This is a genomic window from Microbacterium sp. GCS4, from assembly GCF_001262495.1.
Taxonomy (GTDB): domain Bacteria; phylum Actinomycetota; class Actinomycetes; order Actinomycetales; family Microbacteriaceae; genus Microbacterium.
The window spans coordinates 437,185-450,657 of the sequence record NZ_LGYE01000003.1; the positions used below are offsets into that span (position 1 = coordinate 437,185).

At 71.9% G+C, this 13,473-nt stretch carries 10 protein-coding genes; all 10 read left to right on the forward strand.

Going from position 1 to position 13,473, the window contains the following annotated elements; genetic code table 11:
• The first annotated feature begins 73 nt into the window (after positions 1–73).
• The 10 genes from AKH00_RS13790 to AKH00_RS13835 all read left to right on the forward strand — a co-directional run bounded on the left by AKH00_RS13790 (position 74) and on the right by AKH00_RS13835 (position 13,473).
• Positions 74–1,123 (forward strand): hypothetical protein, encoded by a 1,050-nt coding sequence (locus tag AKH00_RS13790; protein ID WP_050723317.1) that lies wholly within the window; start codon positions 74–76, stop codon positions 1,121–1,123.
• Entirely contained in the window at positions 1,120–5,457 is a 4,338-nt protein-coding gene (locus AKH00_RS13795) for an FtsK/SpoIIIE domain-containing protein (protein WP_050723318.1), read from the forward strand. The genes AKH00_RS13790 and AKH00_RS13795 overlap by 4 nt, the downstream gene beginning before the upstream one ends.
• Before the next feature lie 111 nt (positions 5,458–5,568).
• On the forward strand, positions 5,569–6,225 hold the full coding sequence (locus AKH00_RS13800; protein WP_050723319.1) for an FHA domain-containing protein: 657 nt from the start codon (positions 5,569–5,571) through the stop codon (positions 6,223–6,225).
• A gap of 108 nt (positions 6,226–6,333) precedes the next feature.
• Positions 6,334–6,627, forward strand: a complete 294-nt coding sequence (locus tag AKH00_RS13805; RefSeq protein WP_050723320.1) for a WXG100 family type VII secretion target — start codon at positions 6,334–6,336, stop codon at positions 6,625–6,627.
• Positions 6,628–6,677: 50 nt separating this feature from the next.
• Positions 6,678–7,118 (forward strand): WXG100 family type VII secretion target, encoded by a 441-nt coding sequence (locus AKH00_RS13810; protein ID WP_050723321.1) that lies wholly within the window; start codon positions 6,678–6,680, stop codon positions 7,116–7,118.
• Entirely contained in the window at positions 7,115–7,453 is a 339-nt protein-coding gene (locus tag AKH00_RS13815; RefSeq protein WP_050723322.1) for a hypothetical protein, read from the forward strand. Before AKH00_RS13810 ends, AKH00_RS13815 begins: the two co-directional genes overlap by 4 nt.
• Before the next feature lie 4 nt (positions 7,454–7,457).
• Positions 7,458–11,564: a WXG100-like domain-containing protein gene (locus AKH00_RS13820; RefSeq protein WP_152926197.1), complete on the forward strand. Its 4,107-nt coding sequence runs from the start codon at positions 7,458–7,460 to the stop codon at positions 11,562–11,564.
• Positions 11,565–11,608: 44 nt separating this feature from the next.
• Positions 11,609–11,971, forward strand: a complete 363-nt coding sequence (locus AKH00_RS13825; protein WP_152926198.1) for a hypothetical protein — start codon at positions 11,609–11,611, stop codon at positions 11,969–11,971.
• Between the two features lie 109 nt (positions 11,972–12,080).
• Positions 12,081–12,983, forward strand: coding sequence for a hypothetical protein (locus AKH00_RS13830; protein WP_050723325.1), 903 nt, complete (start codon positions 12,081–12,083; stop codon positions 12,981–12,983).
• Positions 12,984–12,993: 10 nt separating this feature from the next.
• Positions 12,994–13,473: a DUF6301 family protein gene (locus AKH00_RS13835; protein WP_050723326.1), complete on the forward strand. Its 480-nt coding sequence runs from the start codon at positions 12,994–12,996 to the stop codon at positions 13,471–13,473.

Sequence of the window (13,473 nt, forward strand, 5' to 3'; positions counted from 1 at the left end):
GATATTCCGGGATTCTCCGTCGTGGTCGGGCGCGTCTATCCTAGTCATGGCCTGCCGCCGACCCTGGAGTCCCATGACCTCGACGCACCGACGCCGGCGAGGAGCTCTCGCTCTCGCCGCCCTCGCGGGTGCCCTGCTGGTCGGATCGCCGCTCGCGGCTTCCTCTGCGCTCGCCGTGGCCACGCCATCCGGCGACGCGATCGAGGTGTCGTACGCCGACGTCACCGAGATCCGCCCCGGCGAAGGATGGCTCATCGACTGCTCCGGCGTCGGCACCCTCGACGGCATCACCGTCACCTGCGCCGAGGACCGCGTGACGCTCGTGTCCGCGGGGTACGACACGGCCCTCGGCACGCAGACGCTCACGGTGCCGCAGATCACGGGCTCCACCCGGATCTCCATCGACTACCGGGTGCGACTCGAGCCGCCGCCCGCGCCGGAGGTCGGCGTCGACCGCATCGACCTCCCGATCGCGGTCGGCGAGCAGGCGCTCGTGCCGATCTCGGCGCTCGCGATCACGTGCGCCGCATGCACGGCCGACGGCGGGGCGACGATCCATGTGGAGCCCCCGGCGCCCGCCGGGAAGGCGGCCGTGCCCTCGGGCGTATCGGTCGGCGTGAGCGCCACGCACATCGCGATCCGCGGCACGATCCCCGGCGACGTGGCGATCCCCGTCACGATCACCGACGACGCCGGACAGACCGTGTCCGGCGAGCTCTCGGTCACGATCGTCGACGCACCGGCCCCGACGCTCGGAGCCCTGCACGTCATGGGCGACGCCACCGCGGTCGACATGGTCGCGCAGGTGTGGGGCGGCGATGCGGTGATCGTCTGCAGCACACCGCAGTCCGTCGGCCTGCGGTGCACGGCCGAGGGCGGCGTGGAGCGCACCGGCGAGGGACCGGCGCAGCTGCTGTTCCGGGTCGTCGCCGACGACGGACGCTTCGCGTGGGGCAGCGTCACCGACGACGCGGATGCCGATGGCGTCTCACTGGTCGCCCCGTCGTGGGAGAGTGAAGCGCCGCTGTCGATCGTCGCGGCGCCTGTCGAGGAGCAGCAGGCCGACGAGGCCGTACCGCTCGCGGGCCTCGCCCGACTTCTGGAAGGGATACCCGCATCATGAGCCTTCGGCTGACCGTCGCCGATCGTCCGGGAGCACCGCAGCCCGAGTCGTGGATCGTCAAGATCGACGAGGCCACCACGATCTCCGAGATCGGCGAGTCGCTCGACGTCCCCGTCGACGAGCTCGCGCCCGGCACCGACCCCGCGTCGGCGTTCACCGCCACGGGCATCCGCAGCGGCGTGGTCGTGCCGTCCCGCCAGCAGGTGGTCCTCGAGCCCGGCGCCCTGCGCCTGGAGTTCGTCGCCGGTCCGTTCGCCGGGGAGTCCGTGCCGATGGCGCCGGGCGTCGCCACGACGATCGGCCGCGGCTCGTCGGCGGCCGTGCGCGTGGCCGATCCGCACCTGGGGGAGGAGCACGCGTCGATCACGGTGTCCGGCGGCATCGCGGCCGATGGCTCCCTCCTGCCGCTCACCGCCCACATCGAACTGCTCGACCCCGAGGCGCAGCTGGTCGTCAACGGCGCCGGCGACGAGCGCGCGGCGGACATCGTCCCCGCGGATCTCGTGCAGCTCGGCAGCAGCGTGATCCGCATCGGCGCGGCGCCCGCCTCCGACGCCGACATCACGATCGACGAGGTCGGCTCGCGGGCGTTCAACCGCCCCTCGCGCATCCGCCCCTCGCAGGTGCCCCCGGTGGTCCCGCTGCCCGGCGACAAGCCCGAGGAGCAGGATGCCTCGCCGCTGCCCTGGCTGTCGGCCATCGTGCCCGTCGTGCTCGGCATCACCCTCGCCGTGGTCTTCCAGCGCCCCATCATGCTGCTCATGGCCGCCGCGTCCCCCGTCATGGTGATCGGCTCGTTCTTCGCGAACAAGAAGCTCGCGCGGCGCAAGGGCGAGCGCAGCGAGGCCGACTGGATCGAGGAGATCGACGACGCGCGCCGCCGCATCGCGGTGCACGTGCGCCAGCAGCGTCTCACGAGCTGGTACCACCACCTCGACCCCGTGTACATCCGCGACGTCGTCACCCGCCCGCTGTCGCGCCTGTGGGAGCGTCGCCGCGGCGAGGAGGACGCGCTGCGCGCGCGGGTGGGCGTCGCCGACGTGCCGCTCGACGTGCGCTTCGAGGGCGGTCCGCAGAAGGAAAGACGCAGCGAGCGACGTGTGGGCGTCTCGCCCTCCCCGGTCGCGGTGGACCTCGCCACCGGCCCGGTGGGCGTCGCCGGCCCCGCCGACGTCGCGGGCGGCGTCACGCGCGCGATGCTCACCGCTCTCGTCGCGCTGCGCTCCCCTCGCGACCTGCAGGTGGTGGTGCTGTGCGACCGCGACCAGGAGCACGCCTGGTCGTGGACCCAGTGGCTGCCGCACGCGCAGCCGGGCGTGGGACCGGTTGCGCTGATCGGCAACACCGACCTGACGCGACGTGAGCGCATCCGCGAGATCGGGAACCTGCTCGACATCCGCATGCGGATCGGCAAGGACCGTCGCCTCGACTCCGAGTCGCAGATCGTGCTCGTCGTCGACGGGGCGCGGCGCTACCGCATGCTCCCCGGCATGGTCACGATCCTCGAGCACGGCGCCGCGTACGGCATCCACGTGATCGCGATCGACTCGGACCGCTCGCGTCTGCCCGAGGAGGCCACGACCGTGGTCGTCGCGGATCCCGGCGACCCGCTGCTCGGCCGCGTGGAGTCCGGCGACGCGTACCACTCGCCCGTGCTGTTCGATCAGGTGAGCGTCGGCTACGCCGAGGAGATCGCCCGCGCACTGTGCTCGATCGAGCACGTGCGGGGCGTCGGCGATGACGCGACCGTCCCCAGCAGCGTCCGCTACACGGAGCTCCTCGGCATCGACCTCGCCGACCCGCAGCCCATCATCGACCAGTGGCAGGTCGTGCCGCGTCAGTCGTACGTCGTGATCGGCGCCGGGGCCGAGGGCGAGTACGCGATCGACATCGCGACCGACGGCCCGCACGCGCTCGTGGCGGGCACCACCGGATCCGGGAAGTCCGAGTTCCTGCAGGCTCTCGTGATCTCGCTCGCGCTCGCCAACCGTCCGGACGCGCTGAACTTCGTGCTGATCGACTACAAGGGCGGATCGGCGTTCGCGGACTGCGCACGCCTGCCGCACACGGTCGGCATGGTCACGAACCTCGACGCCCGCGAGACCGAGCGCGCGCTCGCCTCCCTCGACGCGGAGCTCAAGCGCCGCGAGCGGGTGCTCCGCGACGACATCGGCGCCAAGGACGTCGACGCCGCCTGGGAGAAGGATGCCGAGGCGGCGGCGCGTCTGGGACTCGCGCGCCTCATGATCGTGGTCGACGAGTTCGCCGAGCTCAAGACCGAGCTGCCGGACTTCATCACGGGCCTCGTGCGCATCGCCCGCGTGGGGCGGTCGCTGGGCGTGAACCTCGTGCTCGCGACGCAGCGCCCCTCGGGCGTCATCACGCCCGAGATGCAGTCGAACATCAACCTGCGCATCGCGCTGCGCGTGACCGATCGGGCCGACTCGACCGACATCATCGGGGTGCCGGATGCCGCGCTCATCTCGGCATCCACCCCCGGTCGCGGGTACGTGCGGGCAGGTCTCGACGCGGCGCCCGCTCCGTTCCAGACCGCACGCGTCGCGGGACTCCGGATCGGCCACCAGCGCACCACCCGGGTGCTGCCGCCCGCCGCGCGTTTCGACTGGCAGACCGTGGGTCTGCCGCCGCGCTTCCCCGCGGTCGAAGCGGCGTCGCATCGACCCGATCAGGACGACACCGACCTGCGCGGCCTCGTGCAGCTCGCGAACCAGGCCGCGACCGCTCTGGGCATCGAGCGCAGCCCCTCGCCGTGGCTGCTGCCGCTGCCCGACCTGCTCCCGCTCGACCGCTTCGACGAGTCCTCGGCGCCGGAAGGCGGCCTCGTGCTCGGTCTGGTCGACGTGCCGTCCAAGCAGAAGCAGCAGCCGCTCGTGTGGAACGTGCTCACGGGATCGCACCTGCTGTTCTTCGGCGGCAGCCGGTCCGGACGCACGACGGCCGTCCGCACGCTCCTCGCCCAGGCGGTGCAGCGCTTCACACCCGCCGACCTGCACATCTACGCGGTCGACTACGGCACGGGTGCGCTGCTGCCCTTCGCGGACGCCCCGCACACCGGCGCGGTGGTGACCCCGCAGGACGCCGCGCGCCTGCCGCGGCTGCTCGACCGCCTCGGCATGGACCTGTCGCGCCGTCAGGCCACGCTCGCCCGCGCCGGGGTCGGCAGCATCGCCGAGCAGCGCCGCCAGGTCGACGCCCGCGACGCCCTGCCGTACACCATCGTGGTGATCGACGGATGGGAGCGCCTCGGCGCCTCCATGAGCGCCGACGACCTGGTGCTCGTGCGCGACCAGGTCATGCGCCTGCTGCGCGAGGGCCCGGCCGTGGGTCTGCGACTCATCCTCACCGCCGACCGGTCGATCTCTTCCGATAAGGTCTCGACCTTCATCGACACGCAGTACGCACTGCGGATGCGCGACATCAACGACTACCGCGGCGCAGGCATCATGATCCGCGACCTCGCCCCGAACATGCCGCCGGGGCGCGCGCTGTTCGGCTCCGAGGGCACGGAGGCGCAGTTCGCGGTGCTCTCCGCCGAACCGGGCGGTGAGGCGCAGACCGCGGCGGCCCGCGGGATCGTCGAGTACGTGCGTGGGCACTTCGGTCAGTTCCCGCAGCTCGCCGAGCTGCCGCAGCCGCTGCGCGTCGATCCGCTGCCCTCGCGCATCGGTCTCAGCGTCGTGCACTCGCTGCCGCTGCTGAACGCGTCTGCGGCGGAGACTCCGGTGGTCGCGGTGGGCGGCGACCAGCTCTCGCGCATCACGATCGACTGGCCGAACGTCGGCGGGTTCGTCGTCGCCGGCGACCGCCGCAGCGGCAAGACGCACACGCTCGCCGCGCTCGCGCATCAGCTGGGCTGGCACAAGACGCCCATGGTCATCGTCGCGCGGGACGGCTCGATCCTCGCCGAGGTCGCCAAGAGTCACGGCGTCACCGTGCTGTCGCCGCGCACGCCGGACGAGGAGATCGCGGCGGCGCTCGCACCGACCGATCAGCCGCTCACGGTGGTCGTGGACGACAGCGAGTCGATCAGGGACTCCGCGCTCGACCGCGCGCTGGGCGGTGCCCGTGGGCACGCCCGCTTCATCGTCGGAGTCGGTGCGGAGTCGGCCGGATCGTCGCTCACCGTGGCGCTCACCGAGGCGAAGAAGGGGCGCTCCGGCATCCTGCTCTCCCCGCCCTCGACGATCATCGGGACCCAGGTGTTCGGGGTGCAGCTCGCGCGCACGCACATCGGCCGTGCGGCACCCGGGGCCGGCGTGTTCTTCAGCGACGGCTCGTACATGCCCGTGCAGGTCCCGGACCTGACCGCCTGACGATCCGCAGCGTCTGCAACGGCGGTCTCGCGGGCTCTGCGGCGGGATAGACTGACGCGGGTGCCGTGACCTTGTCGCGGCGCGGGAGGACCACGACGGGGGAATCAGCCGATGAGCACTCAGTGCCGCTTCTGCGGCGAGGCCGTGCGCCCGGACAGCATGTTCTGTCCGTCGTGCGGGCAGCTCATCGGCATGCCGGGCGGCGTCGTCCCGCCGTTCCCTGGCGGCCCCACGGGCGCCCCCACCGCCTCGCCCGCCGAGCAGCAGCGCGCCGCGGAGCCGCTGCCGCCCGTCCCGCTCCCCGCACCGCTCGCGGCCGAGCAGCCCCCGGCATCCGCTCCGGCCGCCGCGCCGCAGCCGGCCGCGCCGCAGCAGCCCGCGCAGCCCGAGCCCGTGCAGCCCGCCGCCCCGCAGGAGACGCCGCAGCCCGCGGCATCCGCCCCTTCCCTCCCGACGACCGTGTCGCTCCCCGACGGCCAGCACCTCGGCCTCGACGCCGTGCTGGTCTTCGGACGCTCGCCCGAACGCGGCGCCGCCGCCTACCAGGGCGCCCCCGTGCGGCTCGACGACCCGGCCCGGGCCATGTCACGCGTGCACCTCGTGCTGTCGCCCGCCACCGGGGCCGTGATCGCCACGGATCCCGGCTCGGCCAACGGCACCCTCCTCGAGCGCGACGGCACCCAGTACGCGCTCGTGCCGGGCACGCCCTCGGCTCTCGTGCCCGGCGACCGGCTGCTGCTCGGCGACGCCGTCCTCGTCATCTCCTGACGACGGATGCTCATGGGGAGTTCTCCCCATCGGCCTGCGGCCCCGTGCGTGTTAGGAATGTATCCGGACCAATTCCGCGGCGTCGCCGCACTGAGCAGGGGGTAAGACATGGCTGAGATCAAGGTAACTTCGGAGTCGCTCGCGGGTGTCGCGAACCAGCTCTCCTCGGGCGCGACGTCGATCGAGTCGCAGCTCGGCAACCTGAAGTCCCTCGTGCAGGGCCTCATCGCCGGCGACTGGGGCGGCTCCGCGTCGCAGACCTTCAACGAGCTCTACGAGCAGTGGGACGCCGCCGGCATCCAGCTCAAGGAGTCCCTCAACGGCATCAGCGACCAGCTCTCGAAGGCCGCACTGGCCTACGAGGAGTCCGAGAACAACATCGGCAACAGCTTCCGTTCGTAAGTCCGTTCCGCCCGGTGCTCCGGGCCCGCTGATGTGAGGGGGGATGCCTCGTGGTGCAGTTCCACGTATCCACGCCGGCGCTGGGGTTCTCCGCGGCGTCGATGACCGGGGCGGTCGCGCAGTTCGACGCGCAGCTCGCCCAGGTCACGGCCGCGGTGAACGCGGTCGTGGGCTCGACCTGGACGGGGAGCGCGGCCGACGCGTTCCTCGAGGAGTGGACGTCGTTCCTCGCCAGTGCGGGCGTGACCCGGGAGGCTCTCATGAGCATCGCGGCACGACTGCAGAGCGGTCAGAGCACCTACGAGGGCAACGAGGCGCAGCTCACGGTCGCCGCGCGCTCCTCGAACGTCAACATCCGCATGCCCGGCACGACCGGCGGCAACTCCGGCGGAGCGCAGGCCGCGCCCGCAGCGTTCCAGGCCGAGGGCGTGCAGGCCATGCCCGCCGAGGTCACGATCGAGGCACGGGTCAGCAAGGGGGACACCGCATGAGCGGCCTGCACACCTACGAGACGGCGGACATCCGCGGACTCGAGTCGGCGCTGAAGCAGCTGCACGGCTACTGCGGTGAGCTCCAGGCGCACGCCTCCGGGGCGACCGGCGCGCTGAGCGCGCAGTGGAGCGGCATGGCGAGCAACGACTTCGTCAACTGCGTGCAGACCTGGCAGGTCGGCGCGACCATCCTCACCTCGTTCGCCGAGTACCTGGCGACGTGGGCGGGGGATGCCGCGACGCAGTACGAGACCGCGCAGTCCTCCGTCGGCGCCATGTGGGGCGGCGGCGGTTCGGGTGGCGGCGGCGGCGCCGGCGGACCCGTGGCGGTGTGACGACATGGTGAGAATCGATCCCGCGAAGTACTCCACCGCGGCTGACGCCTACGACACGGTCTCCCAGCAGGCCCTCAACTACGCCATCGAAGCGCGCGGAGCCCTCTCCGGCTTCGGCGGCATCGCCGGCACCGACCCGGGCGGCGAGTCCTTCTCGGAGTCGTACGACGCGATGGCGGGCGCCGCCCTGCAGACGCTCTACGACATCGCCGTGGCCTCGCGCGGCCTCGACCGCACGATCATGGCGTCGGGCGGCACGCACGCGCAGGCCAACGCCAACGCGGAGGGCATCGTCTACGACGCCTCCTCCGCCTTCGTGCTGCGCCCCGCGATCGCCGAGTCCTCCGTCGCCCCGCCGCCCTCCGCGTTCGGCGGGCGTCCGGACACCATGGTGCAGGGCCTCGACAGCGCGGCCGTGTGGGTGTGGGACCAGATCCTCAACTTCATCGGCACGCTGTTCCCCGACGGCGACCCCGAGAAGCTCGAAGAGGCCGGTCGCGCGTGGCGCGGCATCCTCAGCGACATCCGCAGCCTGCGCAACGACATCCGCCTCGCGGACAACTCGCTCGCCGGGATCGACAGCGGAGAGATCGCGTCGATCACGCAGAAGGTCGACGACTTCGCCGACGGCCTCACGACCTTCCTCAGCGACGACGAGGGCATCGGCCAGATCGACGACATCTGCAAGGAGTACGCGCAGACCATCCGGGAGACTCTCGAGGAGACCCGGAACATGCTCGTCCAGCTGGTGATCGAGGTCGTCGCCGGCGCCGGTCTCAGCTTCGCCCTGTCGTTCGTGACGTTCGGCGCGGCCGGCGTCGCGGGTGCCGCGGCCATCACCGCCCGTGTCATCGCCATCGGCGGACGCATCGGCGCCCTGGTCGCGAAGTGCGTCGGCGTGGCGGTGCGCCTCGCGGCACGGCTGCGCGCCATCGTCCCGGGCCTCGCCCGCGCGGCGACCAAGTTCCCCAAGCTCACGCGCGCCGGCATCGAGATCGTCTCGGGCACCGGGGCGTCCGTGATCGCCGAGACCGTGCAGGGCGGCAACGCCAACTACGGTGCCGCTGCTCTCTCGGGTCTCGCGGGCAGCTCGCTGACGGCTGCGATCGTGGCGCCGTTCGGCAAGGCCGGCGAGCGCTTCGTGGTCCAGGCACTGGCGAACGGCGCGGGCGGCGCCGGCGGCACGGTCGTGGACCTCGCCGTCCGCGGCGAGGAGATCACCGGCGCGTCCATCGCGATGGGCGCCGGTCTCGGTGTCGCGGGGTCGGCCCGCCTGCCGGGACGCCGCGGCGGGGCCTCCGCGGGCGGCAGCAACAGCGGCGGCGGCGTCCACGTGAACGACTACGACGGTCCTTCCGGGACCGGCGACGCCGCGAACGCCTCGGGTGGAGACGGCGGCGGCGGTCCGCGTACGGACTACGACGGTCCGACCGGGCAGGGCGGCGACATCGGCGGCGGCGGATCCGACGGCGGCGCGGCTCCGTCGAACCACGGCGACGCCCCCGCGGCGACCGACGTGCATGTCACCCCGGAGAGCAACGGCTCGGGAACGGGTGGATCGGATGCCGGCACGGGAACCGGCTCCGGCGACGGGGGCAGCGGCTCGACGGCCGATTCGACCTCGACTCCCGACACGTCCTCGACTCCCGACACGACGTCGACGCCGGACACGACGTCTTCGGGCGACTCGACCGGAAGCGGCTCCGACAGCACCGGCACGTCCACGCCCGAGACCTCCACGACGCCGCAGGGCACCGGCGGCGACTCGTCATCCCTCGGCGGGTCCGGCGACTCGCCGGCTGCGGGCGGTACCGCCGGCGACTCCTCCCCGTCGGGCACCGGAGCGGGCACGGCAGGAGACTCCGCCCCCACCGGCACCGGCGCGGGGAGCAGCGGCGCGGCTGGGCACGCGGGCTCGTCCCCCGATGCGGGCTCGACGCCGGACGCGGGCTCGACGCCGGACGCGGGCACCAGCCCCGACGGAGACGCGTCTGCTCCGGCCGACGTCGACGCCGACGTCGATGGCCCGCCGCCCGTCGATCCCGATGGTGACATGAACGTCGACCCCACGGCGGACGGCGACGGCGCGGGCACGGATGGTGCAGGAACGGACGGCGCGGATGCCGACGGCGTGGACTCGACGTCGGACGGAGCGGATGCCGACGATGCGGCGCCGCACACACCGGGCGATCAGGGTGCCGCCGATCAGGCCACGACAGACCAGCCGCGCCGGGAGTGGGACGGACCTGCGCCGAGTCACGACGCGCATGGTCGGCCATACCTCGAGGGCCCGGACGGGCGCCGCACCCTGGACGGCGACCCCGACAACACGTACCGCGATCGCACGGGGCGACTGCACGATGCCGACACGCACCACTTCGCCACCGACACGAACAAGCCCGAGACCGACCTGCCCGTCGAGCGCGCGGTTCGTGGCGAGAGTGAGACGATCACGCTCGACTCCGATGCCCAGGCCGAGCACCAGGCACGGGTCGACGAGCGCACGGAGCTCAAAGCGGACTCGGATGCCGCGCAGCAGCGCGTCGACGAGTTGCTGGACCGCGCCGGTATCGAACCCGGCACGCTCACCGGGAACTCCAGCGACGTCAACGCCGCACTGCGGGGGCTGGAACGTGACGGAACGCTCACCCGCCGCCAGGCGGATGCGATTCGCGAGGCGCTGAGCCTCCGGGCCGACGCGCGACACGCTCTCGGACTGTCGTCGGAATCCCTGGGCGACCAGGCGGCGGGTGCGGTGTCCGCGGCCCGCGGCGAGACCACCCTCATCGCCCCGGGAGGCGCAGGGGCGAACCAGTTCGACCACGTGACCATCTCCGGGAATCCCGATCCGACCCTGCACGTCTATGAGGCGAAGGGCGGCGGCTCGTCGCTCGGCGACCGCCTGGTGGACGGCGGCGGGCGTGCCGAGCAGGGCACGACCGCGTATCTCAACGAGATCGGCGCTCGCGACGGCCGTCTGCAGGAGCAGCTCGACGCGTACATGCAGAGCCCCGACGCCGACCCGCGTGTGGTGGAGGCGATCCGCAACGGCACCCTCGACGTGCGTTACGAGCTCGTCGAGGCGCGTCCGAACGGCGACATCCGCGTGACCGAGTTCCAGATCGACCGCAGCCAGGTGCGAGTGCCCGGTGCGGATGCGACCCCCACTGCTGCGCACGGCGGTGCGGACGGCTCCTCGTCTCCGTCGCGCGCCACCGGGATGAATGCACCGGTCCACGCCGGGAGCGCCGACGCGGCACCGACCGCGACCGACGATGCGTCGAACGGTGCGCCCGCTCACGCGGATCCGGCCCCGGCCGCAGAAGCACCTGTCGCCCCTGAGGCGGCGGATGGCGGCACGAACGGCGGCCTGGACGGCGACGTCGGCGAGGGCGGATCCGCCGTCGAGGCGAACGGCGACGGCGGCGGTCCCCTCGATCCCGCGAACGGCACCGGCCACGGCGGCGGACCGGAGCTCAGCTCCGACCAGATCATCCGCGACTTCGCAGACGCGAATGGACTGTCGAACCAGGACCTGCACGACCTGCGACACACGCCTGCCTCGCAGCTCACGCAGGATCAGCGCGCACAGCTTCTCGAGCTGCGCGGACTCATCGAGACCCCGACGCCCGACACGCATCTGGTGAAGGTGATCCCCTTCGACGATGTCGCCCGGTACCTCTCCGGCGATTACGATCCGCAGGTCCGAGGATTCGTGGCGCGCGCGACCGACCTGAATCCGTGGGGCGGCCTCGATCAGGTCGTGGCAGATGCCCGTCTGGACTACGTTCCGGACAGCGGCCGGACGAACCCGTATACGGAGCCGGGTGCTGACTCCTATGGCTTCATCGAGTTCCAGACGGACCAGACGCACCGGCTGACGACTCCGTTCTCGCCGGAGTTCGGGGGCACCGCGGAGTACGATCAGCCGTTCGCCGGGTCGGGCTTCCTCCTCAACCGCGACGATGTCTGGCGGCCCGAGTACGAAGCATCCGCACCTATGGACATGTCCGCGGGTGCGCGGATCTGGGCGGTCGGGCCCGACGGACCCCGCCTCGTCGGGATCTACGTTCCCGGGAGGGGCTTCTTCACCCCCGGCTCCGGCTCGTGACGGCGGATCGTCTCGAATCCGGGCTGCATGCTCGATTCGACGGGGTGGACTATCGACTCGAGAGTCGCGGCCGGGGATGGGTGCTGGTCTCCGAGAGCCCTGCTCCGGGCTTCGAGAAGCTCCCGTTCGACAAGAATCGTGGTTCGCTGTACGTCCGCCGGGTGCAGCCCGACGAGCGCCTCGAATGCTTCGACATCGATCACGAAGGGGAGTATCGCGGCCTTCCGGTCAGCGTGTCCTCGAGCACGCAGGGTCGGGTCATGGCCGTCACGCGGGATCCACAGGCGCAGCAGTACGGGTTCGATCCGTTCGAGCGCGATTCCTGGGTGAGACTGATCCCCCGAGACGATCGGGATCTGCGGTTCGTCGAGACGCGCACGCCGGTGCCCGCGCCGTGGTTGAGATGAATCGACCGCCGCGGCTGCGGAAGTGGAGCTCCGCGAATCGCGTCCACCCGTTTGATAGCTTTGATCGCGATCGGTGGATGCGGCAGCGTCCCGATCCGGGAGGGACAGGATGACCGAACTGATCAAGGCCGTCACGCCTGCGCGTGGTCGCGCGTGGCTGAGCCAGGGACTCGGGTGGGTCTCCGGCTACGTGGTCCGTCGCGACGACGTCCTCGCGGCGACGACGCCCTCCGCTCTCTTCGCCGAGCTCGGACTCGGGTTCCCGGAGTCGCCGTTCACGCCCGATGCGCCGCACATCGACACCCTGCGCATCCCCGCGGCCTCGTACCTGGCGCTGCAGTCACCGGGCACACGCGACGTCGTCCCGCCGTTCCGGGATCACCCCCCGACGAGTGGCACGGGCTTCGTCGAGAGCGCCTCCGCCATGGTTCCGTACTGGTGGCTCGCACCGAGCGCGCTCCCTGCCGGCACGAGTCTGTGGCGTACGTATGCCGACGGCCGCGAGGAGATCCTCGCCGGTTACGCGAACGTCGCCGAGGGGTGGGTCTCCGTGCGCCCGGACTTCGGACTCCCCGCTGTTCCCGTCCGTTCCCCGGAGCTCGTCGGCATCTGGGCGGAGGTGGCAGGCGAGCGGATGCTGGCGGACGTCCTGCCCGATGGGCAGGTGATCGTGTGCTCGCCGCAGCAGCGGGAGGACATGCAGCAGTCGGCCCGAGGCGTCTGGTGGCGCCACGCCGTGGCGGAGGAGGTCGAGCGGATCTTCGCCGTCCGCGTCGTCGGGCGCTGGCGCAACCGTCGGGTGCAGCTCGTCGGCGCCGAGCGCGGCGAGTCCGGCGATCGCGCCCACATCGTCTTCCTCGGTCACGACGCCATCGACGCCGAATCGCTCGGCCTGACGAAGTCGGATGCCGGCGTCTACGAGGGCGTCGTCGCAGCCGCCGAGGTGGCGGACCTGAACGAGGAGCAGACCGAGGTGTCCGCTCCGCGCGATGCAGCGGGTATCGGCGGATAGGGTTCTAGACATGACGTGGAAATCGATGACCCCGACCGAGGTGTGCGACCTCATGGACTTCTGGGCCGCGGCTCCATGGCCGCTCACCCGTGACGAGGTGCTGCGACTGGCCGTCGACCGGTTCGGCTGGACGATCGAGGAGGAGGACGGCACGTCCTACTTGATGAACACCGTCTCGAACTTCACCGTGCCCGACGTGTCGACGATCGGAGCGCGGACGCAACTGAACTACCTGAGTCTCGACCTCGCCGATGAGGCGACAGAGGAAGACCCGACGTCGCAGGATCTCCTCAGTGACGCGTTCGCACTCATCGTGCGCGAGGGGACGACGCGGTGGGGCGAGCCCGCCCAGCGTCAGAAGGACGGGACGCGGTTCGCGAGCTGGGAGAGGTCCGGCGGTCGTGTGACGATCAGCGCCTCCGATGTGACGCTCAGCGGCATGTTCCAGACGCCGTACGGGGTCGAGATCGATCGAGACTCGGGGAGCTGA

Excerpts from the sequence above, each read along its gene's own strand:
- AKH00_RS13835 (WP_050723326.1), top strand. The coding sequence starts at position 12,994 with ATGACGTGGAAATCGATGACCCCGACCGAGGTGTGCGACCTCATGGAC.
- AKH00_RS13805 (WP_050723320.1), top strand. The coding sequence starts at position 6,334 with ATGGCTGAGATCAAGGTAACTTCGGAGTCGCTCGCGGGTGTCGCGAAC.
- AKH00_RS13830 (WP_050723325.1), top strand. The coding sequence starts at position 12,081 with ATGACCGAACTGATCAAGGCCGTCACGCCTGCGCGTGGTCGCGCGTGG.
- AKH00_RS13815 (WP_050723322.1), top strand. The coding sequence starts at position 7,115 with ATGAGCGGCCTGCACACCTACGAGACGGCGGACATCCGCGGACTCGAG.
- AKH00_RS13820 (WP_152926197.1), top strand. The coding sequence starts at position 7,458 with ATGGTGAGAATCGATCCCGCGAAGTACTCCACCGCGGCTGACGCCTAC.
- AKH00_RS13790 (WP_050723317.1), top strand. The coding sequence starts at position 74 with ATGACCTCGACGCACCGACGCCGGCGAGGAGCTCTCGCTCTCGCCGCC.
- AKH00_RS13795 (WP_050723318.1), top strand. The coding sequence starts at position 1,120 with ATGAGCCTTCGGCTGACCGTCGCCGATCGTCCGGGAGCACCGCAGCCC.
- AKH00_RS13800 (WP_050723319.1), top strand. The coding sequence starts at position 5,569 with ATGAGCACTCAGTGCCGCTTCTGCGGCGAGGCCGTGCGCCCGGACAGC.